This is a genomic window from Pseudarthrobacter scleromae (genome assembly GCF_014644515.1).
In the GTDB taxonomy this organism is placed as follows: domain Bacteria; phylum Actinomycetota; class Actinomycetes; order Actinomycetales; family Micrococcaceae; genus Arthrobacter; species Arthrobacter scleromae.
Window position 1 is genome coordinate 342549 of sequence record NZ_BMKV01000003.1, and the last position, 22854, is coordinate 365402.

Sequence of the window (22854 nt, forward strand, 5' to 3'; positions counted from 1 at the left end):
CGGGGTCCCTCTAAAGGGCCCTATCCAGAATAGCCCCTGAAGCTGGGTGTCAACCCATAGAGTCAAGGAGGGCGTCCACGCGCTCGTCGACGCTGCGGAAGGGGTCCTTGCACAGGATTGTCTGGTGTGCCCGGTCGTTCAGCTTCAGGTGGACCCAGTCCACGGTGTAGTCCCGTCCCAGTTCCTGTGCGCGGCGAACAAAGTCTCCGCGGAGCTTGGCCCGCGTGGTCTGCGGGGGGACGTCCACAGCGTCCTTGATGACTGTATCGTCCACGATCCGGCGCACCGCACCGCGTGACTGCAGCAGGTAGTAGAGGCCGCGGCTGCGGGAGATGTCATGGTAAGTAAGGTCCAGCTGGGCTATCCGGGGTGCGTCCAGCCCCAGGCCGTGCCGTCCACGGTACTTGTCCATGAGCTTCTTCTTGATGGCCCAGTCGATTTCGGTGTCGATCCCGCGGAAGTCACCGCTTTCGATGGCCTTGAGTGTCCGCTCCCAAAGGTCGAGGATGAGCGGCACGTGCGGGTTGTGCGGGCCGTGCTCCTTCACGAAGGCCGTGACCTTGGTCAGGTATTCCTGCTGGATTTCGAGTGCGGTGAGCTGGCGTCCGTTGGCAAGGCGGACCAATGCACGGCCGCTGAGGTCATGGGAGATCTCGCGGATGCTGCGGATGGGGTTTTCCATCCTCATGTCGCGCATGATCACTCCTGCCTCGATCATGCGCAGGACGAGGTCCACTGTGCCGATCTTCATCAGGGCCGTGGCTTCGGACATGTTCGAGTCCCCCACAATGACGTGGAGGCGGCGGTAGAACTCTGCGTCAGCATGCGGCTCGTCGCGTGTGTTGATGATGGGACGCGACCTGGTGGTGGCGGAGGAAACGCCCTCCCAGATGTGGTCGGCCCGCTGGGAGAACGCGTATGTTGCGCCGTGGGGTGTCTTCAGGATCTTTCCGGCGCCGGCGATCAGCTGGCGGGTAACCAGGAACGGGATCAGGATCTCGGCGAGCCGGGAGAACTCGCCGCGCCGCGGAATGAGGTAGTTCTCGTGGCTGCCGTAGGAGTTTCCGGCGGAGTCGGTGTTGTTCTTGAAGAGGTACACCGTTCCGTTGAAGCCTTCGGCTGCGAGCCGGGCCTGCGCCTCGTCCACGAGGTCGTCCAGGATCAGCTCGCCCGCCCTGTCGTGGGCGATGAGCTGCGCCAGGTCGTCGCATTCGGCGGTGGCGTATTCCGGGTGGGATCCCACATCAAGGTAGAGCCTGGAGCCGTTGGTCAGGAACACGTTGGATGAACGCCCCCAGCTGACCACCTTGCGGAAGAGGTAGCGGGCCACTTCCTCGGGGGCGAGGGGCCTCGAGTCCGGGCTCGAGTATGAGATCCCGAATTCGGTTTCGATGCCGAAGATCCTCTTGTCCATGCGTCCAGTCCTCCTAGGCCAGCAGTGCAGTGATGTCCGCGTCGTTGAGCCGGCGGAAGGCGCGCCTGGACCCGCGCGTGGTTTCTGATTGCCGGTCCAGGACTGCCACTTCCAGCGCGCCTGCCGGAAGTGATTTTGCCTGTTCTTCCGCTTCTCCCGGGGGAACCAGGCCGGTGATGGCAAGGCGCACTGCGTCTGCGAAGTTCAGTGAGCTGCGCCAGCCCTGACCAATGACGGAGGAGACCTTGTCCGCCTGGCCGCCCATCACAACAAAGGAGTGTTCGTCCGCGATGGAGCCGTCAAAGGTCAGCCGGTAGAGGTGGTCTTCTGCCTGGGTGGCGCCGACCTCGGCTACCGCCAGCTCCACCTCGAAGGGCTTTTGTTCCGCGGTGAACACCGCTCCAAGGCTCTGCGCGTAGACGCTTGCCAGTCCCCTGGCGGTGACGTCCTCCCGGTCGTAGGAGTACCCGCGCACATCGGCGTAGCGGACGCCGGCCTGGCGGAGGCTTTCGAACTCGTTGTATTTTCCGACGGCGGCGAAGGCGATTTTGTCGTAGATCTCGCCGATCTTATGCAGGGACGGTGAAGGGTTCTCGGCGACGAGGGCGATTCCGTCCTCGCAGCTGATGACCACGACGGACCGGCCGCGGGCAATGCCTTTGCGGGCAAAATCCGCGCGGTCCTTCATCAGCTGTTCGGGTGAAACATAGAACTGCTGTGTCATCTCAGGCCTCCCGTCCAGCGATGGTCCGCGCCTCGATCACGTTCCGCGAGGCTGCAGCCAGTTCGCTCTCAGGCACCCGCCGGGCGCCCGAACTGTCGACGGTGTAGATGACAGGCCACAGCTGCCGCACCGTGTCGGGACCACCGGTGGCGGAGTCGTCGTCGGCCGCGTCGTAGAGGGATTCAACCGCGACGGCGACGGCTTCGGCGGCCGTGAGGTTGGGCCGCCAGAGCTTCTTCAGGGCACCGCGGGCAAAAACCGAACCGGATCCCACCGTGTGGTGTTCACGTTCCTCGTACCGGCCGCCGGTGACGTCATAGGAGAAGAGCCTGCCAACACCGGCGCTGGTGTCGAACCCGGCGAAGAGAGGCACAACAGCGAGTCCCTGCATCGCAAGGGGAAGGTTGCCCCGGATCATGGCGCCCAGCCTGTTGGCCTTGCCTTCAAGGCTGAGGAGCGTGCCCTCGATTTTCTCGTAGTGCTCGAGCTCCACCTGGAACAACCTGGTCAGGTCGATGGCGATTCCCGCTGTCCCGGCGATCCCCAGAACGGAGTAGTGGTCGGCGGGGAAGACTTTTTCGATGTGCCTGCTGGCTATGACGTTGCCCATGGTGGCGCGCCTGTCCCCTGCCATCAGCACACCGCCGTCGTAACTCAAGGCAACGATGGTGGTGGCATGCGGAACCTGCAAGGGGGCAGCCGCCGGCACGCCTGCCTGGAGGGACCGGTTATACGGAAGAAGCTCCGGCCGGTCCCGTTGCAGGTGTTCGGTAAATGACGAGGTGGCGTTGGCGGCTACCTGGTTGGCGGTTGATTCATGCACTCATGCACTCCTTGAACGTGGTCCTTCAACGTCGGTACAGATTCGGGCCTTCCGCGGCTTCCGCCAGCCTCCGAATCCGGGTTACTGACCGCCCTTTTGGACGAACGCCCGGACGAACTCTTCCGCATTGGATTCGAGGACGCCGTCGATCTCGTCGAGGAGGTCGTCGACGCCTTCAGTCGATGCTGATGCCTGTGCCTCCGGCGGCGCGGGCGGTGCCTCGGGAATGTCCTCTTCGACCTGGCTGTCGCGCGATTGAGGCTGCTGCTGCTCCTGGCCTGCCATTGTTACCCCTCCTTATATCCGTCATCGGATCCGGCCGATCCTCCGATATGCCCATCCTGCCACGGTGTGGGCTTCCGGTGGCGGTTTATGCCGCAGGCGGAGCGTTATGTCCCAAAAGCTCTGCCAGGAACGGTCCCGCCTCCCGGTAGCTTTCGAATAACGCTCCGGTCAGGGCTTTGGTTCCCCGGAGGGGCTCCCTGGTGGGTACGCGCTGGAGCCGCCCGTAACCTGGAACGTCGAAGATGACGGAGTCCCAGCTGGCGCCCACCACATCCTTGCCGAAGCTACTGATGCACCTGCCTCGGAAGAATGCCCGGGTGTCCGCCGGCGGTTCGGAAACTGCTGCCGCGATGGCCGCGTCCTCAAGGATTCGCTGCATCCGGTTCCTGGCAAGGAACCGGTAATAGAGTCCTTTTTCGGGCCTGATGTCTGCCCATTGGAGGTCGACGAGCCCCAGCCGTGCATCGTTCCATTCCAGCCCGTCACGTTCGCGGTATCCGTCAAGGAGGGACAGCTTGGCCAGCCATTCCACCGAGGAAGCGGCAGCGGCCCGGTCGTTGTCGAGTTGGGTCAGGACGGTGGCCCAGCGTTCTAGGACATCGTGCGTGTGCCCGTCGCCGTCCACCTTGTCTCCAACGCCGGTATCCTGGGCCAGCTTGGCAGCGGCCTCGTGGTACATCCATTGGAGGTCAAGGGCGGTGACCCGCCTGCCGTCGAGCAGCCGCAGCCTGGCGGTAAGCGTGGTGTCATGGCTCACCGCCTGGAGGGCGGCGACCGGCTCGAAGACTTCGACCTTCGGTGCCAGGCCTGCCTCGATGAGGCTGAGCACCATCGCCGTGGTTCCGAACTTCAGGTAGTTGGAGACCTGGCTCAGGTTGGCGTCCCCGATGATCACGTGGAGGCGCCGGTACTTGTCCGCGGTGGCATGCGGCTCATCCCGGGTGTTGATGATGGGCCGGCGGATGGTGGTTTCCAGGCCCACTTCGGCCTCGAAGAAATCCGCGCGCTGGCTGATCTGGTATCCCGGCGTTGAGCTGTCCTGGCCGATGCCCACCCGGCCCGACCCGCACATGATTTGCCGGCTGACGAAGAAAGGCGTCAGCCCGCGCACAATATCGCCGAAGGGCACGGAGCGCGGCATGAGGTAGTTCTCATGGGAACCGTAGGATACGGATTTGTTGTCCGTATTGTTCTTGTAGAGGTTGACCGGCGGAAGGTCCGGATCTGCCGCCAGGCGGCGGACGGCGGCCAGTGCCACAAGGTCACCGGCCGCGTCCCATTTCACGGCATCCCGGGGGTTGGTCACCTCCGGGCTGGAGTACTCGGGATGCGCGTGGTCCACATACAGCCGTGCACCGTTGCCCAGGACCATGTTCATCAGGAGTGTCCCGGACTCGTCCTGGCCGTCCAGCTCAAGTTCCTCGCGGCCGTAGGCCAGCGCCACCGCTTCCGCATCCAGTACCGGCGGCTGGTCCGTCAGCTGGCTTGGGTGGGCGGAGCTGCGGTCCACCGTCCAGCCGCGGGCGTCGTGCAGCGGCTCCTCGTCCGTGTAGTCCCAGCGGGTCTCCGCGCCGCCGGCGGCGCGCTGGCGGGTGACCTGCGCATAGGCCTGGACCACCCGGGCGCTCATCATGGTGGCATTGGCAGAGGGGGCGGACGGGGCGTGGATGCCATATTCGGTTTCCGCGCCCATGACCCGCATGGCCCCGCCGGCCGGTAAGGTTCCCCCGGCGGCGGGCTCCGGTGCAGCGGTCATAGATACTGGCCTGTTGTCGGCATGGTCTCGATGGATTTGCCCGGTTCCTGGCCCGCCTTGCCCTGGACAATGGTGCGGATGTACGTGATCCGTTCGCCCTTCTTGCCGGAGATCCGTGCCCAGTCGTCAGGGTTGGTGGTGTTGGGCATGTCTTCGTGCTCGCGGAACTCGTCCACGACGGCGCGCAGCAGGTGCTCGATCCGCAGTCCCTTCTGGTGGGTGGTCAGGAGATCCTTGATGGCGTACTTCTTGGCCCGGTCCACCACGTTCTGGACTACTGCGCCGGAGTTGAAGTCCTTGAAATAGAGCATCTCGGTGTCCCCGTTGGCGTAAGTGACCTCCAGGAACTCGTTGGACTTGTCGGTGGAGTACATGGCTTCCACCGTCCGCTGAACCATGGCGTCCACCGTGGCCTGCACATCGCCGTCATGCTCTGCCAGGTCCGATTCGTGGAACGGCAGGTCGGGGGTGATGTACTTGTTGAAGATATCGGCGGCGGCCTCTGCATCGGGACGGTGAATCTTGACCTTGACGTCCAGCCTGCCCGGCCGGAGGATGGCCGGATCGATCATGTCCTCACGGTTTGACGCGCCGATGACGATCACGTTGTCCAGCCGCTCCACACCGTCGATCTCACTGAGCAGCTGTGGCACGATGGTCGTTTCGACGTCTGACGAGATTCCGGTGCCGCGGGTGCGGAAGAGGGAATCCATCTCGTCGAAAAACACCACAACGGGGCTGCCGTCCGAAGCCTTTTCGCGTGCCCTGGAAAAGATCAACCGGATGTGCCGCTCGGTTTCACCGACGTACTTGTCGAGGAGTTCCGGACCCTTGATATTCAGGAAGTAGCTCTTGAGGTCCACCTTGCCCGAACGCTCCGCGGCCCGGGCAGCCAGTGAGTTGGCGACGGCCTTGGCGATAAGCGTCTTGCCGCAACCGGGCGGGCCGTAGAGCAGGATGCCCTTGGGCGCCTTGAGGCCGTGCTCGCGGTACAGGTCGGGGTGGAGGAATGGCAGTTCGACGGCGTCGCGGATCTGCTCGATCTGGGGCCCCAGGCCGCCAATGTCCTCATACGTGATGTCCGGGACTTCCTCCAGGACCAGGTTCTCCACCTCTGAGCGGGGCACTTTTTCGAGGGCGTATCCGGTCCTTGAGTCAATGGAAAGGGCATCACCCACCCGGAGCTTTTCGGCCAGGAGCGCACCGGAAAGCCGGACTACCCGTTCTTCATCGGCGCGCCCCACCACGAGGGCACGGTCCGCTCCCAGCATCTCCTTGAGCGTGGCCAGTTCTCCCGCGCGCTCATAGCCAAGCCCGGCGACGACGAGGAGCGCCTCGTTCAGGAGGACCTCCTGGCCCACGGCCAGCTGGTTCATGTTCACCAGGGGGCTGATCCCAACGCGCATCTTCCGGCCGGCATTGAAGATATCCACCGATTCCTCGGTGGCCGCCTGCCCGCTGCTGCCAGGTGACGGCTGCCGCTTTGGATTCAGCTGGAGTATGGTTCCGAAGCTGTAGGGCGGTTGCCCTTCCTGGTCCAGGGCGTTCTTCAGGCGGAGGATTTCGGCCTTCGCGGTTTCAAGCATGCTGACCAGCTTGGTGTTGTTCTGCGTTGCCGCAGCCAGCTGGCGGTCTATGTGCCTGAGCTTGTCCCGGAGGATGTTGACCTGGCGGTCTGCAACCGAGAGGTCGTTGGCGGCAGACTGCTCTGCCGGTGTACGTCCGGAGTCCTGGTTTGGTGTCTCCATGATGTATCAGCCCCTTCCTGCGCTTCTATTAAGACATTAGCCCCAAGACGGCAGGTAGGGATGGAGACTCCCGAAATGTGGACTAGTTCGTGACCTCGGGATCGTCCTTGACGTTGGTGCCGGCGATGGCGTCCCGGGCTGCGCGCCGGAGCTTCTTGTCGGAGACCTGCCGCTCCCCCACGGCACCGGGCGTCCATGCGTTGACGTCCTCTTCGTTGAAGTCGGTCTTGGAGGGGCGCCGCTTGACGGAGATGCCGGTGACGCCGTCGGCCAGCCGCCGCGTGACCAGCAGGAAGCCGGTGTGGGCCACCATCCTGTGGTCCGGCCTGACGGCGAGCCCCTCGAGGTGCCAGCCGCGCACCATTGACTCCCAGGCGTCGGGCTCCGTGAAACGGCCGTCCGCCCGGATGGCTTCGGCAGTGCGTGAAAGCTGGGTGACGGTGGCAACGTAATTGATCCAGACGCCGCCCGGGGCGAGCACCGTGGCCACGGCATCCAGGCATTCCCAGGGCGCCAGCATGTCCAGCACCACGCGGTCCACGGAACCTGGCGCCTCGCTCCGGACAACCTCTTCCTGGAAGTCGCCCAGCGATACGTGCCAGGCGGGGTGCGGGCCGCCGAATATCGTCTCGACGTTGCCGCGGGCGATGTCAGCGAACTCTTCACGCCGTTCGAAGGAGTGCAGGTAGCCGTTGTCCCCAACGGCCCGGAGCAGCGAAATGGACAGGGCCCCGGAGCCAACACCAGCTTCCACAACACGGGCGCCGGGGAAGATGTCCGCCATGGTAACGATCTGCCCGGCATCCTTGGGGTAGACGACGGCGGCGCCGCGCGGCATGGAAAGCACAAAATCGGACAGCAGGGGGCGCAGGGTCTGGTACTGCTGCCCCACGTTGTTCACGACGACCGAGCCGTCCACCTTGCCGATGATGTCGTCGTGGTTAAGGAAGCCGCGGTGGGTGTGGAATGCCCCGCCGCTTTCGAGGGTGATGGTGTTCATGCGGCCGCGTTCGTCCGTCAGTTGGACACGCTCGCCTTCGCGGAAGGGACCCCGGCGCCGGGCGGCGCCCACCGGCTGCGAGCCGCCGGTTGCAGCCCCGGCCGGGACCGCTGCCCCTGTGGCTTCGTTGACGGCGGTTTCGCTGCTCATGACTTTCCTCGCTCCTGTAAAACTGTGGCGCCTGCATGTGGTGTGGAAACATTCCGGCGTGCGCGGCGGCAATGCACCGGCCGGCAGGTAACTCTACCGGTTTTGGTCCTGCCGGCGCGTATCGGGCCGACGCGGTTTTCCGGTGATGGCGGCCAGGACAGCGTCCTGGGAAAGCAGCCCGGTCACCTTGCCGTTATGGTCTACGACGGCGTAGTGCCGTCCTTCCAGCTGGGACAGGAACTGGAGCAGCTCCTGCCCTTTTGACCATTCGGGGACGTATGCGCCGGGAGCCAGGGCGTAGGAGACGGCGGTGATGGGGGTCGACGCCGCGGCGTGGACAGGAACCGAGGACAATGCGGCCGAATCCACAACTGCCTCCGGCCGGCCGCCCGGTCCGCAGACCACCAGCGTCGTGGCTCCCCCGCCACCGTACTGGAGGGCATCCTCCACTGTGGCCGTTGAAGGCAGGCCGGCGGCGGGGGTCGAAAGCCCTGCCGCGCTGACCAGGTGTAGCCGACCCCGGAGGGTTCCCTGCTGGATGGATGCTGAGGCTCCCATCCAGAGGAAACCACCTACCAGCACGGTGATCATCAGCAGGCTGAAATCAGGGGCATCCCCGGCAAGGAGCGGCCTGGCAACGAACCAGTAACCGATGGCGACGACGATGATGCGCCCTCCCCACCCGGCCGCCACCGTGCCCTTGGCCTGGCTGCCCGTGGCCTTCCACACTGCAGATTCCACCAGCCGTCCGCCGTCCAGCGGAAGGCCCGGGAGTACGTTGAAGACGGCAATCAGGAAGTTCGCCCACATAAATATGTTGGTGAGGATCTCGGCAACGCTGCCCATGCTTGCCGTGCTGAGCAGCAGCCAGGCTCCTCCGGCCAGGATGAAGTTCGCAGCCGGCCCGGCGAGGGCCACGAGGACGGACCGTCCCGGCGACGCGGTGAAGCTCTCAAACTGGGTGTGCCCGCCCCACAGGTTGAGCACGATCTTCTGCGTGGGCCAGCCGTAGATTTTTGCCGTCAGGGCGTGCGCGAGTTCGTGGACCAGGACCGAGACGAGGAGCAGGACGGCGTAGGCGAACGCCACGATGTAGGCACTGATGCCGAGGGCCGGGTTCTGCCGGGCCAGGACGGGTCCGTACACGATGACCGTGAAGGCGGCAATGATGAACCAGGAATAGGCCAGCACCACGGGGACGCCGGCAATCCGGCCCAGCGGAATGCCTTCGCGCCTGGCCGGGACAGTGGTCTCGGTCACCGGCTGTCCCCAAGCGGCCTGGCCGGTACAGCGGACCCGCGAAGCCCCGGGCCGCCGAGGAGGAGCGATTCGAGGTCGGTCACGGTGCGGCCTGCCAGGGAATCCCACAGGGTGTAGCGCTCATCCTCGGGCAGCGGAACAATATGGGGAATTGCCACGGTTGCCACGCCGGATGCCACGGCCGCGGAGACACCGGGCACCGAGTCCTCCAAAGCGACGCAGTGGTGCAGGCCCAGGTCCGGGTCTGCGTCCTGCAGCCATTCGACGGCGGTCAGGTACGCCTCGGGGTGTGGTTTGCCCTGGGCTACGGTGTCCCCTGTGACCAGGACCTCGAAGTACTGCCGTGGGAGGCTGGCCACCACCTGCCTGGCCAGCGGGCCCTCGGACATGGTGACCAGTGCGCACCGGACACCGGCGAGGTGGAGTTCCTCAAGGAGTTCGCGTGCACCCGGCCGCCACGGCACCTGGCGCTGGACGCTGCTGACCACTGAGCCGGTGAGGGTATCGATGATGTCCCGGATTTCCAGCTCCACGCCGGCATCCTGGAGGAGCCCGGCGGAAAAAGTCAGCGACTGCCCCACCAGCTGCATGGCCTGGTCATGGGACCAGGTCCCGCCGTGGGCTTCCACCAGCGCGTGTTCGGCGGCGATCCAGTAGGGCTCCGTATCAACGATTGTCCCGTCCATGTCCCACAGGACGGCTTTGAGCGGGGAACTGTCGGCTGGCAATCGCATGCCCTCAGTCTACGGGGACTGCCTGGGCGCCGGCTGATGGCTACGCCCTCGGCGAATATCGCGCCCTCCGGCACCGGCGCCGCTGCTTATGCATGATGTTTCGGCGCTTCATTCAATGCAAAGCCGCGGTCCTTGGACGTAGGGTGAAGAAATGAATAGCTTCGAGGGAGACACCACAGAACCGGGTGCCGGGCCCGAACAGGAGCGGTTCCTGCAGCCGGTAGCTGACGGACAGCGCGTGACAGTGATGCTTGCCGCCTTTGAAGGCTGGAATGACGCCGGGGAAGCGGCCAGCGACTCCCTGCGCTACCTGAACAAATTGTGGGGCGGCAAGAAAGTGGCCTCCATCGACGCCGACGAGTATTACGACTTCCAGTTCACGCGGCCCACCGTGCGCCGGAACGCAGCCGGTGAACGCAAGATCAAATGGCCTTCTACACGTATCTATAAAGCAAGCGCTCCGGACTCCAACGTGGACGTCATCTTTGTCCAAGGCACGGAGCCGTCCTATAAATGGCGCGCCTACACCGCGGAACTCCTGGTCCATGCCGAGGCGCTGAACGTTGACTATGTTGTCCTGGTCGGGGCCCTGCTGGCGGATGTTCCGCACAGCAGGCCGATTCCGGTCAGCACCTCGTCGGACGACGCCCCGCTGCGCGAACGGATGAACCTGGAAGCCTCGCAGTACGAAGGCCCGGTAGGCATCGTCGGCGTGCTGTCGGAGGTGGCACTGCTGGCAGGTATCCCCACGGTTTCGCTGTGGGCAGCCGTCCCGCACTATGTTGCCCAGGCGCCGTCGCCGAAAGCCCAGCTGGCACTCCTGCACCGGATTGAGGAACTGCTCCAGGTTCCCCTGGACACGCACGAGCTGGCTGAGGAAGCGGACGCGTGGGAGCGGGGCGTGGACGAACTGGCCACGGAGGATCCCGAAATTGCGGCCTACGTCCGGCAGCTCGAGGAAGCAAAGGACACGGCCGATCTCCCGGAAGCCACTGGCGAATCGATTGCCCGCGAATTCGAGCGTTACCTCAAGCGTCGGGGCCAGGACCGGCCGTGACCGGCAGCGCCCTGCAAACCGGGCGCTGCCTCATACTCTGGACGGCGGTTTAGAGAACCACGCCCAGCAAGGCGTCCACCGCATCCTTGACCAGGGCCTGGTCGGCAGGGCTTGCAGGTCCGCCGTCGGCGTTTGCCAGCTCCGCCCAGCGGGAAACCGCCGCAATGGCGTTAGGAGCGTTGAGGTCGGCGGCAAGCGCTGCGCGCATCTCGGCCACTAGGGGGGCGGCAGAGTCTTTGGGGGCATGGCCCAGGGCCCGGCGCCACGCTGCAAGTGTGGCCTTAGCCTCCTCGAAACCTTCGTTGGTCCAGGCCCAGTCGGAGCGGTAGTGGTGGGCCAGGATGCCAAGGCGGATCGCCGCGGGGTCCTCCCCCGCCGCCCGGAGTTTCGACACGAGCACCAGGTTTCCCTTTGACTTGCTCATCTTCTCGCCATCGAGGCCCACCATGCCGGCGTGGGCGTAGTGCTTGGCCAACGGAACACCCGCCAGCGAGTAGGCATGCCCGGCGCCCATCTCGTGGTGCGGGAAGATGAGGTCCGAACCGCCGCCCTGGACGGTGAAGGGTGAAGGCAGGTACTTCTGCGCGATGACTGTGCATTCAATATGCCAGCCGGGCCTCCCTGCTCCCAGGCTGCCGCCGGGCCAGCTCGGTTCGCCTTCACGGGCCACGCGCCACAGCAGCGGGTCCAGTGCCTGCCGCTTGCCGGCCCGTCCGGGATCGCCGCCGCGTTCCGCGAAGAGCTCGAGCATCTCGCTCTCTGCCAGCCCGGAGATGCATCCCAGCGTCCACGCATCAGGTGCGACGGATTGCTTGCCCGCCGCCTCGACGTCGTAATAGACGTCCCCGTCAGGCTCGCCATTGCTGCCCTGCACTGTGTAGGCCAGCCCCAGGCTCACAAGCCGTTCCACTTCCGGGACGATCAGCCCAATGGATTCCACGGCGCCCACATAGTGGTCCGGCGGCAGGACATTGAGTGCTTCCATGTCCGTTTGGAAGAGCTCGATCTGGCCGGCAGCCAGGTCCCGCCAGTCAACCCCCGTCGCCTCGGCACGTTCCAGGAGCGGATCGTCGACATCCGTGACGTTCTGCACATACGCAACGTCCCGGCCGGAGTCCCGCCAGGCGCGGTTCAGGAGGTCAAAAGCAACGTAACTGGATGCGTGCCCCATGTGGGTGGCGTCGTAAGGCGTGATGCCGCAGACATACATGGACGGCCGGCTCTCGTTCTCCAGTACCACCTCGCGGCGCACCGCTGTGTCGAACAGCCGGATGGCGGGCATGCTTCCGGGCACGTCAGGAACGGGGCGGGATATCCAGGATTTCACACACCAAGCCTAGTGCTAGGCGCTGATGACATTGAAACCGAGCAGGAGGTACAGGGCGAGTCCCAGGAAGATCCGGTACCAGACGAACAACCTGTAGCTGCGGGTGGACACGAACTTCAGGAACCAGCCAATGATGACGTATCCCACAACGAAGGCGATCATCGTGGCCAGGGCGGTTTCCGGCAGTCCGTACGGGCCGGCGATGCCCTCATTGGTGACCGTCTTGTAGAGCTGGTAGAACCCGCTGCCGAACACCGCAGGGATGGCAAGAAGAAAGGAATAGCGGGCGGCGGCCTCGCGGGTGTAACCCATCAGGAGGCCGGCCGTGATGGTGCCTCCGGACCGGGAAACGCCGGGAATCAGGGCCAGGGCCTGTGCGAAGCCATAGAGGATGCCGTGCTTGTAGGTCAGCCTGCTGAGGTCCCGCTCCTGCCTGCCGATAGCGTCCGCAACGGCAAGGAAAAGCCCGAAGACGATCAACATGGTGGCAACGATCCACATGCTGCGGAGCACGGACTCGATCTGGTCCTGGAACAGAAGGCCAAGAACAATGATCGGCAGGCTGCCCAGGATGACCAGCCAGCCCATCCGGGCGTCCGGGTCCTGCCGCGATACCTTCCCGGTAAGCGAACCAGTCCAACCCTTAACGATCCGGACAATGTCCCGCCAGAAATAGACCAGGACCGCGGTCTCGGTGCCCAACTGGGTGATGGCTGTGAACGCTGCCCCCGGGTCAGCCGCATTGGGCAGGAATTGCCCCACAATCCGAAGATGCGCACTTGATGAAATCGGTAGAAATTCGGTCAGTCCCTGCACTAGGCCCAGCAGGGCCGCCTCAAACCAGTTCACGCTAAGACCCTACGTCATAGGCAGTGCCGGTTCTGCCCGTAAGCTTGCTGCTATGCAGCAGCGTTACGTCGGCAACAGTGGATTGCGTGTGTCCGCCCTTTCCCTCGGCACCATGGGCTGGGCCGGCGAAACCGACGAACAGGACGCCTCGGAACTCCTGCGCACCTTCCTTAACGCGGGCGGCCGGCACGTTGATACTGCCGCGTCCTACGCCGGCGGCAGGTCGGAGGCAATGATCGGCTCACTGCTGGGCGACGTCGTGGCGCGGACGGAGATTTCCATCTCCACCAAAGCGGGGATGACGACGCCGGATGGCCGGCGCGGCGTGGACACCTCGCGGAATGCCATGCTCACCGGACTTGACGCGAGTTTGGCCCGGTTGGGCACCGACTACGTGGATATCTGGTTTGCCCAGGCCTGGGACGCCAACGTTCCGCTGGACGAAACCCTGTCCGCGTTGGAGTTCGCGGTCCGTACCGGCAGGGCACGGTATGCGGGCGTTTCCAACTTCAACGGGTGGCAGACGGCCAAGGCGGCTGCGGTTGCCGGATTCCCACTGGTGGCGGTCCAGTCCGAGTACTCGTTCCTGCAGCGCCGGCCCGAAGCTGAACTCATCCCCGCGGCGGAAGACGCAGGCCTGGGCCTTATGGCCTGGGCGCCGCTGGGCCGCGGTGCTCTGACCGGCAAGTACCGCGGCAGCATCCCCTCCGGATCGCGGGCCGCATCAGCGGCCGAAGCCGGGTACGTGGAGCCCTACTTGGAGGAGAAGCCGTCCCGAACCGTGGAGGCCGTATGCATGGCGGCCAAGGGCCTGGGGCGGACTCCGCAGGACGTCTCCCTCAGCTGGCTCCTGTCCCAGCACGGCGTGGCCACCGCCATTGTGGGTCCCCGCACGCCCGCGCAGCTGAAAGAGCTGTTGGACGCGCAGCTCACACCCCTGCCACCCGAAATTGCCCGGGCCCTTGAGGATGTTTCAGCGCCGCTGTAAATCCGCGGACTTATTCCTGGACGATCTCCAGGTCCTCGTCGTCATCCACGTCGCTTTCCTCGTCCTCGTCGTCCTCGTCATCAAAGACCTGGAGCGGCGTTACCTCGTTGTAGGCCTCATAGAGCGCATCTTCATAAACTTCGAAGGCGTCTGCGACCGCAAAGAACGCCGCCTCCACGGAGGGGTCACCATCTCCGCGGCGGTTGGATGCTGCTATAAGGTGTTCTTCCATAGCGGTGGTCAAGGACTGAAGCGCGACACGCGGATCGATGCTCATGACTTCACGTTAGCCGGAAAAGGACGAAAATGGAGAGCAATGAAGGAACAATTTCTCACCAGCTCGGTCCAGCGGGAACGGGACTATTTGAGGCAGTACGAGTACCTCGTACTGACGGTCAGTCCTGATGATTCACTGCATGAGGCACGGCGCCGCCTGGTGGAACATTCCGAGTACGGCAAGTGGGAGCTGGAGCGCAGCAAGCTCTACGTGGGCGGGGGCCGCCGCTTTTGGCTGCGCCGGCGGGTGCTGCAGGTCCAGCGGACGGTCTAGCCTTCCAGCGGTCCCAGCCAGGCGTTGGCAACGGTGTTGTGGGCGGACTCGTCATCGGACGGATGGAACATGCCTGCCAGTACATCCCGGTAGAGGCGCTCCAGTTCTGAGCCGCGGAAATAGCTCGATCCCCCGCTGACGCGGATGGCCAGGTCCACAACACGCCGCGCAGTCTCCGTGGCGTTCACCTTCAGCCCCACCAGCTTTGGGAACCACTGCGGTCCGTGGTCCACCAGGCCGTCCACGTCAGCGGCCACAGAGGCCAACTGCGGATACAGGCTGTCCATGGCCATGGCCGCCTCTGCAACCTTCCAGCGGATGTCCGGATCCTGCGCGTAGCTGCGTCCGTTGTTCTTGAATGACGTGCGCCGCTTCACGGTCTCCACGCCCGCGGCGAGGGCGCGCTCCCCCAGACCCGTGTAGACGGCTGCGAGCAGTGTCTCGAAACAGGCGAAGATAGCGAAGATCAGCGGGTCCCTGCTGGGACCGACGGGGATCCTGCGGAAGATCCGCTCCGGCGGAACAGTGGCCCCATCCAGGATGGTGGTGTTGGACTGGCTCGCCCGCATGCCCAGGGTGTCCCAGTCGTCCACGATGCGGTATCCGGGCGTTTCCCGCGTGATGAAGCCGTGGACCAGCTCGCCTTCCCCATCCCGGGCGTCCGGGTCCTTGCCGAAAATTCCCAGCCGGGTCCACGCCGGCGAGAGGCTGGTGAAGATTTTGGTCCCTGTGAAGGAGTATCCGCCGCCGGGAAATTGCGTGGCTGTGGTCCGCGAATCGAACAGGACCGAATCGTTGCCGGCCTCGGAGTTGCCGAACGCGAAGATCTCGCCCTCCGCCGCTTCCTTGAGGACGAAGTCGAGGGAGCTGTCACCGCGGGCTTTGAGGACATGTGCGACGCCGGTCCACACCAGGTGCATGTTGACGGCCAGTGCCGTGGCTGGCGCAGCCGTTGCCAGCCTGCGCTGGCACTGGGCCGCCGCTTCGAGGCCAAAGCCCAGGCCGCCGTCGTCCGTTGGCACGAACATCTTCAGGTAACCGGCCTCTGCAAGCTCCGCAAGGTCCTCATGGAAGAACGCGTTCTCCCGGTCGTAACCGGCGGCACGGCCGCGGATCCGCTCCAGGAGGGCGTCGGGCAGGACTTCCTCGGGGGTCATGGCGGCCCGCTCAGTAGTTGGTGAGGAGGGTGTTGAGGACACGTGCACCGAACTTCAGGGAATCCGCGGGAACCCGCTCATCGACGCCGTGGAACATACCGGTAAAGTCCAGCTCATCCGGCAGCATCAGGGGCGCAAAGCCGTAGCCGGTGATACCGAGCCTGCTCAGCGATTTGTTGTCGGTTCCGCCGGAGAGGGTGTACGGCAGGACCTTGGCGCCGGGGTCCTCGGAGTGCAGGGCGTCGATCATGGAATCCACTAGGTTGCCTGCGAAGGGCACCTCCAGGGAGACGTCCTGGTGGACGTAGCTGACGTCGACGCCCGTGCCGGCCAGGTCGCGGACGATTTCCAGGACGTGCTCCTGCTGGCCGGGCAAGGTGCGGCAGTCGATCAGCGCCTCCGCGGACTCAGGGATGACGTTGTGCTTATAGCCGCCCTTGAGCAGCGTGGGGTTGGTGGTGTTCTGGAGTGTTGCCCCCACGAACCGGGCTACGGTCCCCAGCTGGCTGAGCAGAATGTCCGGGTTATCTGCATCGAACTCCACGCCCGTGAGTTCCGTCACGCCGTCCAGGAACTGGCGGGTGGTGGGGGTCAGCTCAATGGGCCACTTGTACTCGCCGATGCGCGTCACGGCACCGGCCAGCCGCGTCACGGCGTTATCCGTGCTGATCTGCGAGCCGTGTCCCGCCCTGCCGTGGGCAACAAGCCGCAGCCACGAGATGCCCTTCTCCGCTGTCTGGAGCAGGTACGTCCGCTGGCCACCGATAGTGGCAGAGAATCCGCCCACCTCGGAGATCGCCTCGGTCGCGCCCTCGAACAGCTCCGGGCGCTTGTCCACGGCGTAGCGGGCACCGTAGGCGCCGCCCGCCTCCTCGTCCGCGAAGAAGGCGAAGATGATGTCCCGCTTGGGCTTCCTGCCTGTCCGGGCGAATCCCCGCAGCACGGCAAGGATCATGGCGTCCATGTCTTTCATGTCGACGGCGCCGCGTCCCCAGATCAGCCCGTCCTTCAGTTCCGCGCCGAACGGGTCCACAGACCACTGGTCCCGAAGCGCCGGCACCACGTCCAGGTGGCCGTGCACCACCAGGGCGCTGGCGGACGGGTCCTCCCCGGCCATGCGGGTGACCACGTTTGCCCGCCCCGGAGCAGACTCAAAGATTTCGGCCTCCATGCCGACTTCCTCAATAAGCCCGGCGGCATACTCTGCCGCGGCACGCTCCCCCGGGCCCGATCCGTCACCGAAGTTGGAGGTGTCTATCCGGATGAGTTCCTGGCAGATCCGGACAACTTCATCCTCGGGCAGGACGTCAGGCATGGAGGGCTCCTCACTGGGAAATGACTGGCTGGTGCAGCGCTGGTGCACTGCCCTCAGCCTACCCACTTGGCCCGATTCGATGTTTCAGGAAAAGTCGTGTTAGAGTTTTTCTCGCTGCTTCGGAGAAATGCGAAACGCTGAAAGGCGGAAACGGTTTCCGAATTACCACCTGCGCGGGTGGCGGAATGGCAGACGCGCTAGCTTGAGGTGCTAGTCCTCGAAAGGGGGTGGGGGTTCAAGTCCCCCTCCGCGCACAAAGGGAAGCCCCGGAAAATCGCTGATTTTCCGGGGCTTTTTTGTGTCCCTGCCCACTGCGCCGGTGGCTGGCACATGAAGCCGCGTACGGGGTCCTCCCAAAGCAGGTACCAACTACTCGTGTGCCAGCGGCACGCGGATCATAATGTGGTTCACGGAGCCGGCGACGAGAGCGCACGCCTGAGACCACGTGTGCTCGCCCCCCAGCCGTCGCCGGCTCCACTCACCGCCCGGACTTAGTTCCCGGCTTTGCTGTTTGTGGCGCACCCTGCGTCCGTGGTTACTTCCGGATGCTGAAGGAATCAGAGAAGGTGTAGCCGTCCGCCGGGACAAGTTTCACGTCCATGCGGCTGCTGGTTGCGGTCACATCCAGTGTCCCGAGGGTCGAATTGTGGTTACCGGCTGACCAGGATGCGAAGTAGTGCGACTCGGGGTCGTCGCGATTGATCTCGCGGGGTGTCCGCCCGCCAATGCCCACGGTGATGAAGACTGTTCCCCTGCCTTGGGTCATGGAGTCTCCGGTGTCCACCACGCATCTCTTCTCAACGGTTTTGACCGTCATGTACTCGCACCTGTCACTGAAGCCGAGTTGGTGTGTCCGCTGGTACAGGTGCTCATGGCCGTTGAGAACCAGGTCCACCTTCTTGCTGATCAGCATGTTGGTGAGTGACTCCCCCGCTGCGCAGGCATACCGTCCCATCGTGAAGCAGGGAGTATGCATGGCCACCACTGTCCAGGGGATGTTCTCCGCCCGCGCTCCGTCGATTGCCTTTTCCGTCCAGTTCCACCGATCGCTGCCCTTTGAGTAGTCGAGCTTGCCAGCCGGAAATTCGATGCCAGGTGAAACCACGATGATCCGCGCCAGGGGTTCTTCCTGCGGAACGTCTACGAACCACTGTTCCGCGTAGTCGCCTTGCAGGCCGGGAAGCCTGTTAGGCAGGCATGCCGCCAACTTCTTGATGTCGCCGTCAGAGCCGTCGCTCTCATGGTTTCCAGGAAGCAGCTGGTAAGGGAAGTCCGCTCCCAACTTCCCGGTAACCATGTCGCAGAATTCCTGGTCGGCACCGGGCTCGTAGGGGAAATCACCCAGCGCGATGTTGAAGTCCGGCTTCAGTTCGGCCACCGTGTCCAGCACCGCCAGGGCACCCTCACCCAGGCCGATGTCTCCGGCGGCGGTGAAGTGTACGGACTTTTCCTCGGGGGATCCGCAGGCGGCAAGGACTACCAGGCTCAGGGTTGCCATTCCGGCGGCCAGCAGCTGCCTCACAGATCGCGTGCTACGAAACATGGATGAACCAACCCCCGGGATGTGTATTGGGTTTGTAGCTTGAAGCGATCCTACCGGTGTGGACTGGGAGGACAATGGGCACGGGCGCGGCCTACAGGTGGTCTGCGGAGGCCAGGTCCACAGCGGCTGCGGTGCGGTGCCCGGTTCCATGTTGGCTACGGGCTGTCTGCACGGCTTGTGCCGTGCCCCACCAGGAGACGGGACCAGGCGCACCCAAGGCAGCGCGGCTTTTGTCAACGATTTGGTAACAGTGCTAAGTGGGTTGCCGAGGCCCCTGAAACACTCCCAGTGACGGACCTGCCGGAGCCCGCGGGCCCCGGCAGGTCCGGCACCGTTTGGCTGCGTCAATGCGGATGAAGTCTCCGTGGGGGCCTGGTGCCTTCTGCGAGCCGCGAACCCTTGACTGCCGGCCTGTACAGGACGCGGCGCTCACCGGCCCGGCTGGCCCTGCGCTCCCGGCGGCGGGCTTTCCTCTCCGGGCGGTCAATCGCGGACAGGATTGCGAATGTGCCCGTGACCCATAGGAACGCCGTGGACAACACCAAGGCGATTTCCAGCTCAGTGCCCATAACGAATATTTTAGGCCGTGCAGGCGTACAAAGAGAGACGAGTCCCAGGTCGGTTTCGCCGGGTCCGGGGAGCTCTACAGTACGCCCAGTACCCCCACTGCCTCCAGGACATCCTGCACGGTGACTGCCAGCAGGGCAGGGTCCGGCTGGTGGGCAAACGTGTCACCCCGCCGCAGCTCAGCCCGGGTCAGGACTATATGCGGCCCGGGGGGCGGGCCCCAGATTTCGGGCGGAGCAGGCCCAAACAGCACCACCGAAGGCGTCCCGTACGCGGAGGCCAGGTGCGCGGCCCCGGTATCCGCGGAGATCACCAGCCGGGCCGCTGCGATGGTGGCAGCGAACTCCCCCAGTCCCAGCCGTCCGGCCAGCACCGCGTCCTGGGACAGCCCGGACTGCCGGCATACCTCCGCTGCACGGTCCCGTTCCGTACTGCTGCCCGTAAGGACGACATTGTGCCCGGCCACGGCGAGTGCTGAGGCAACGGCGGCGAACCGCTCAGCAGGCCAGAGGCGGCTGCCATAGGCTGCCCCGACATGCAGAACGGTGGCTGCAGGAACGGGGCTGGACTGCTGGGGCGCGTTCAGCTGGATGTCCAGCGGGTCAGCTTCGATGCCGTGCCACTCCAGGAGCGCGGCCCAGCGTTCCCTTTCATGCAGCCTGGCACGCCACGGCGGCCCGTCCCGGTGTTCGCTCCGGTGCCCGATAGTTCGCCGCGCCTGCAATGCCTCAATCCGTCCCTGGCTCTCGGGACCACTGCCGTGCAGGTTCACTGCAACATCCACCACGCCGGGTTCCACGGCCAGCGGCTCGTCCAGGCCATGGGTGGGCAGTAGCTCGTAGCCGCCCACCAGTCCCAATGCCTCTGACAGCCATCCCTGCGCCGCATACCGCAGCCGGTGCCCGGGGTAGGCGCGGCGAAGGGCCTTGAGGGCAGGCACGGCCACCAGCAGGTCCCCCAGCTTCAGTGCCCGAAGCACCAGGAGTTCCGGTCTTCCGTCGCCCTGTTTCCCCGGCGCGGCGTGGGCGAGGAGTTCCCCGCCGCTCATGCGTCCCCTTCCGGCAGCTCGGTGGCGGCCAGGCTCCGCACGTCCTCGTAGACATCCCGCACTGCAACATCGGCCACCAGTGAATCGTTGTGCGGGCACCGCGGCGCCGTCCAGCCAACCTGGGTGACGTCTATCCCGCAGGTAGGGCAGGCGGTGACCCAGGATGCGTGAATGCGGTGCAGGCTCCTGCCCAGCGCCGCGGCGTTGATGACGTTGCCCGCCCAGAAAATTCCCACAGTGGGGACTCCCAGTGCCTGGGCGAGGTGCCGGGGGCCGCTGTCGTTGCCAACAACTACAGCCGCGCTGGCCAGGAGCGCCACAAGCCCGCCCATATCCAGGTCCCCCGCCAGGGAACGGACGTGGGCGGAGGCTGCCTGTTCCGCGATCTCTGCGGCCAGTCCCTGTTCACTCCCGTCCCCGACGACAACAACCCGGAGGCCGTCCGCGGCGCACGCCGCCGCAAGTTCAGCAAACCGCACAACCGGCCAGCGGCGGCGGGGATCCGTAGCGCCCGGATGCACCACCACCAAAGGCGCCGGGCCGCCGTCGTCCATTACGACGGCGGGGCGGGCCAGTCCCGGCGCGGGTGCCAGGCGGGCCTCCAGGTCGACGGGGTAGGCGCCGGCCAGGCCGGCCACTTCCAGTGCCCTTAGCGGCTCGTGCTGGTAATAGAGGTAGGGAACGGTACGCTCCAGGCTGGCGGCGTCCGCTGTCCGTGTGCCCACTGTGTGCCGGGCACCGAGGCGAAGGAGGAACGGGTTTGAGTAGCGCCCTCCGCCGTGGAGCTGTATGGCCAGGTCGAACCCCTGTCCCCGCATGTCGTCAATAAACGCCTCCAACTCGTCCGCGTTCTCCTGCCCCGGACGGACGCCTTCAGCAAACGGAAGGATGCACACCTCGTCTACGGGACTTATGGTGGCGGCAAGCAGTGCCTGGTGCACGGGAGTACCCAGCAAGGTGATTGAGGCGTCGGGATAGGCCGCTTTGAGGGCGGATATGGCAGGGAGGGCAAAGACGAGATCGCCCAAGCCTCCGCCACGCAGTACAGCGATCCTCGTCACGTCCTGGAATTTTTCCAGGACAGGGCCAACGCCGGTACCTGTCCGCCGGGAACCACCGAACTCTGCGGTGAGCTGCTCCATGTTTACCCCTTACTCATAGTGTGGGGAACGCCTCCGTCCGTTGCGTCCTCCGCTGGCCTGCACCCGTGCTGCGGTGATTAACCGCGGACTGCGTCCGTTCAACCCTTACCCAGCAGACGGTCAACATACTCTGGCTATTGGGGAATAGCCTCGTGATGCTGTACGTTTCATACGCGACAGGCGAACCAAAGAAAAGAGAAGCACCTAAAGTGGCAACCGATTACGATGAACTGCGCTCCGACGTCAAGGAATCGCAGGACAACTCACTCGAGCAGCTCCAGTCAGCAAATGCTCCCGATGCACGCAGCGTTGTGCTTGAGCTGGATGAGGCTGACGGGCTCGACGGCGCAGGCGTGCCCGGAGGCGAGTTCGTGGCCGAAGAGCTCGTGGTACAGGTCATCCCGCAGGCTGAAGATGAATTCACCTGCTACTCCTGCTTCCTGGTCCGTCACCGGTCCCAGATTGCTCGCCAGAAGGATGGCCACAGCTACTGCACCGAGTGCGAAGGCTAGTTAACTCAGTCGACGTGGGGCTTCGGGAACATCCGTGGCCCCACCGATCCTAAGGCACGCCCTGATGTTGGCGTGCCTTTCGGTTTTAAGGCGGCACCCAGGAGGCCCCGGTACTGTGGCGCGTATGGCACACGATGACCCGGCCGGCACCTGGCCTCGATGAACATAACCGGCGACCTCTGGACCAGGCTGCTGGACGCGTTCAGCCGCGCGGACTCCCCGAGGGTGACTCTTACCGAGCTGGTCCTGGCACTGGTGGTAGCTGCAGCCCTGTCAGTTCCGGGGCGTTCGTGGAGGTATTTCGGCCTGCTGGCCACGGCAACGCACGAAATGGGGCACGCGGTGGCAGCACTGCTCAGCGGCCAGCGGCTCTCGGGCATCCGGCTCCGCCTCGACCACTCCGGAACCACCACTACGTTCAGCCGCAGCAGGCTCGCCAGTGCGTGGTCGTGCTTTTGGGGGTACCCGGTCCCGGCGATCGTAGGTGCCGCGTTTGTCTGGTGCGGGTTCAATGGCTGGGGCCCGGCCGCCATCATGGCCGGTGGCCTGGCCCTGGCCGCCTCGCTGCTGTTCCTGCGGAATTTTGCCGGCATCCTCATTACTGTCACCGCGATCGCGGTGACAGTGCTTCTCATCCTTTTGGTTCCGACGTCATTCGTAGGGCATGTGGCCGTCATCCTGGGTGTGGCACTGCTGGTGGCCGCCGTGCGCGACCTGGTCAAGCTGGCGCACCTTCACCTGCGTCGGCGGGAGCGGCTGGCCAGTTCTGACGCCTACCTGCTGTGGCGCGCCACGTCGGTTCCCTCAGCAGTCTGGATCGTCCTTTTCGCAGCGCTGGTGGCGGGTTCCTGGCTCTGGGCCTGGCAGCCCATCTCCACAGTCCTTTACGCGGGAGCATAGGCTGG

At 64.8% G+C, this 22854-nt stretch carries 23 protein-coding genes and 1 tRNA gene; 6 read left to right on the forward strand and 18 right to left on the reverse strand.

The features are described from left to right. Positions 1-49 precede the first annotated feature (49 nt). The 9 genes from pafA to IEX33_RS09735 form a co-directional block, all read right to left on the reverse strand. Positions 50-1414, reverse strand: a complete 1365-nt coding sequence (gene pafA / locus IEX33_RS09695) for a Pup--protein ligase (RefSeq protein WP_188729692.1) — start codon at positions 1412-1414, stop codon at positions 50-52. Between the two features lie 13 nt (positions 1415-1427). Next, a complete protein-coding gene (gene prcA, locus IEX33_RS09700) occupies positions 1428-2138 on the reverse strand; it encodes a proteasome subunit alpha (RefSeq protein ID WP_104187133.1) in 711 nt (236 codons plus the stop codon). Position 2139: 1 nt separating this feature from the next. After that, on the reverse strand, positions 2140-2961 hold the full coding sequence (gene prcB / locus IEX33_RS09705; protein ID WP_188729694.1) for a proteasome subunit beta: 822 nt from the start codon (positions 2959-2961) through the stop codon (positions 2140-2142). Positions 2962-3042: 81 nt separating this feature from the next. Beyond that, complete coding sequence (locus tag IEX33_RS09710) at positions 3043-3246, reverse strand: ubiquitin-like protein Pup (RefSeq protein ID WP_104187137.1); 204 nt, start codon at positions 3244-3246, stop codon at positions 3043-3045. Positions 3247-3331: 85 nt separating this feature from the next. Further along, a complete protein-coding gene (dop, locus tag IEX33_RS09715; RefSeq protein WP_188729696.1) occupies positions 3332-5002 on the reverse strand; it encodes a depupylase/deamidase Dop in 1671 nt (556 codons plus the stop codon). After that, positions 4999-6750 carry a proteasome ATPase gene (gene arc / locus IEX33_RS09720; protein WP_104187141.1) on the reverse strand — a complete coding sequence of 584 codons (1752 nt, stop codon included), beginning with the start codon at positions 6748-6750 and terminating at the stop codon, positions 4999-5001. The genes dop and arc overlap by 4 nt, the downstream gene beginning before the upstream one ends. 82 nt (positions 6751-6832) lie before the next feature. Further along, on the reverse strand, positions 6833-7900 hold the full coding sequence (locus tag IEX33_RS09725; RefSeq protein WP_104187144.1) for a tRNA (adenine-N1)-methyltransferase: 1068 nt from the start codon (positions 7898-7900) through the stop codon (positions 6833-6835). 93 nt (positions 7901-7993) lie between these two features. Beyond that, positions 7994-9160, reverse strand: a complete 1167-nt coding sequence (locus tag IEX33_RS09730) for a site-2 protease family protein (protein WP_188729698.1) — start codon at positions 9158-9160, stop codon at positions 7994-7996. Further along, positions 9157-9894 (reverse strand): HAD family hydrolase, encoded by a 738-nt coding sequence (locus tag IEX33_RS09735; RefSeq protein ID WP_188729700.1) that lies wholly within the window; start codon positions 9892-9894, stop codon positions 9157-9159. Before IEX33_RS09735 ends, IEX33_RS09730 begins: the two co-directional genes overlap by 4 nt. A 151-nt stretch (positions 9895-10045) precedes the next feature. On the opposite strand from IEX33_RS09735, the gene IEX33_RS09740 reads away from it, so the two are divergent. Then, on the forward strand, positions 10046-10951 hold the full coding sequence (locus tag IEX33_RS09740) for a PAC2 family protein (RefSeq protein WP_104187148.1): 906 nt from the start codon (positions 10046-10048) through the stop codon (positions 10949-10951). 49 nt (positions 10952-11000) lie between these two features. Here the strand turns inward: IEX33_RS09740 and mshC are convergent, their stop codons facing one another. Together mshC and IEX33_RS09750 are read right to left on the reverse strand one after the other, a co-directional pair. After that, positions 11001-12278 carry a cysteine--1-D-myo-inosityl 2-amino-2-deoxy-alpha-D-glucopyranoside ligase gene (gene mshC, locus IEX33_RS09745; RefSeq protein ID WP_188729702.1) on the reverse strand — a complete coding sequence of 426 codons (1278 nt, stop codon included), beginning with the start codon at positions 12276-12278 and terminating at the stop codon, positions 11001-11003. 15 nt (positions 12279-12293) lie between these two features. Further along, positions 12294-13127 carry an undecaprenyl-diphosphate phosphatase gene (locus IEX33_RS09750; protein WP_174174468.1) on the reverse strand — a complete coding sequence of 278 codons (834 nt, stop codon included), beginning with the start codon at positions 13125-13127 and terminating at the stop codon, positions 12294-12296. 52 nt (positions 13128-13179) lie between these two features. On the opposite strand from IEX33_RS09750, the gene IEX33_RS09755 reads away from it, so the two are divergent. Beyond that, positions 13180-14115, forward strand: coding sequence for an aldo/keto reductase (locus tag IEX33_RS09755; RefSeq protein WP_188729704.1), 936 nt, complete (start codon positions 13180-13182; stop codon positions 14113-14115). A 10-nt stretch (positions 14116-14125) separates the two neighbouring features. Here IEX33_RS09755 and IEX33_RS09760 read toward each other — a convergent pair whose 3' ends face one another. Next, positions 14126-14392 (reverse strand): hypothetical protein, encoded by a 267-nt coding sequence (locus IEX33_RS09760; protein ID WP_104187157.1) that lies wholly within the window; start codon positions 14390-14392, stop codon positions 14126-14128. A gap of 39 nt (positions 14393-14431) precedes the next feature. On the opposite strand from IEX33_RS09760, the gene IEX33_RS09765 reads away from it, so the two are divergent. Further along, positions 14432-14665, forward strand: coding sequence for a DUF5703 family protein (locus tag IEX33_RS09765; RefSeq protein ID WP_009358575.1), 234 nt, complete (start codon positions 14432-14434; stop codon positions 14663-14665). Here the strand turns inward: IEX33_RS09765 and IEX33_RS09770 are convergent. Both IEX33_RS09770 and IEX33_RS09775 read right to left on the reverse strand, forming a co-directional pair. Continuing rightward, positions 14662-15822, reverse strand: coding sequence for an acyl-CoA dehydrogenase family protein (locus IEX33_RS09770; protein WP_188729706.1), 1161 nt, complete (start codon positions 15820-15822; stop codon positions 14662-14664). The genes IEX33_RS09765 and IEX33_RS09770 overlap by 4 nt on opposite strands. Positions 15823-15832: 10 nt before the next feature. Further along, positions 15833-17137, reverse strand: coding sequence for a M20/M25/M40 family metallo-hydrolase (locus tag IEX33_RS09775; RefSeq protein ID WP_188729708.1), 1305 nt, complete (start codon positions 17135-17137; stop codon positions 15833-15835). 171 nt (positions 17138-17308) lie between these two features. On the opposite strand from IEX33_RS09775, the gene IEX33_RS09780 reads away from it, so the two are divergent. Next, positions 17309-17391, forward strand: a tRNA-Leu gene (locus tag IEX33_RS09780). Positions 17392-17672: 281 nt separating this feature from the next. Here IEX33_RS09780 and IEX33_RS09785 read toward each other — a convergent pair. The 4 genes from IEX33_RS09785 to IEX33_RS09800 form a co-directional block, all read right to left on the reverse strand. Beyond that, entirely contained in the window at positions 17673-18659 is a 987-nt protein-coding gene (locus IEX33_RS09785; protein WP_229675313.1) for a metallophosphoesterase, read from the reverse strand. A gap of 365 nt (positions 18660-19024) precedes the next feature. After that, entirely contained in the window at positions 19025-19249 is a 225-nt protein-coding gene (locus IEX33_RS09790) for a hypothetical protein (protein ID WP_188729710.1), read from the reverse strand. A gap of 74 nt (positions 19250-19323) precedes the next feature. Next, positions 19324-20295, reverse strand: a complete 972-nt coding sequence (locus IEX33_RS09795; RefSeq protein WP_188729712.1) for a glycosyltransferase family 9 protein — start codon at positions 20293-20295, stop codon at positions 19324-19326. Next, positions 20292-21437 (reverse strand): glycosyltransferase family 9 protein, encoded by a 1146-nt coding sequence (locus tag IEX33_RS09800; RefSeq protein ID WP_188729715.1) that lies wholly within the window; start codon positions 21435-21437, stop codon positions 20292-20294. Before IEX33_RS09800 ends, IEX33_RS09795 begins: the two co-directional genes overlap by 4 nt. 209 nt (positions 21438-21646) lie before the next feature. Between IEX33_RS09800 and IEX33_RS09805 the strand changes: the two genes are divergently transcribed. Together IEX33_RS09805 and IEX33_RS09810 are read left to right on the forward strand one after the other, a co-directional pair. Beyond that, positions 21647-21949, forward strand: coding sequence for a DUF4193 domain-containing protein (locus IEX33_RS09805; protein ID WP_066275770.1), 303 nt, complete (start codon positions 21647-21649; stop codon positions 21947-21949). Between the two features lie 159 nt (positions 21950-22108). Then, entirely contained in the window at positions 22109-22849 is a 741-nt protein-coding gene (locus IEX33_RS09810) for a M50 family metallopeptidase (RefSeq protein WP_188729717.1), read from the forward strand. The last annotated feature ends 5 nt before the right edge of the window (positions 22850-22854 follow it).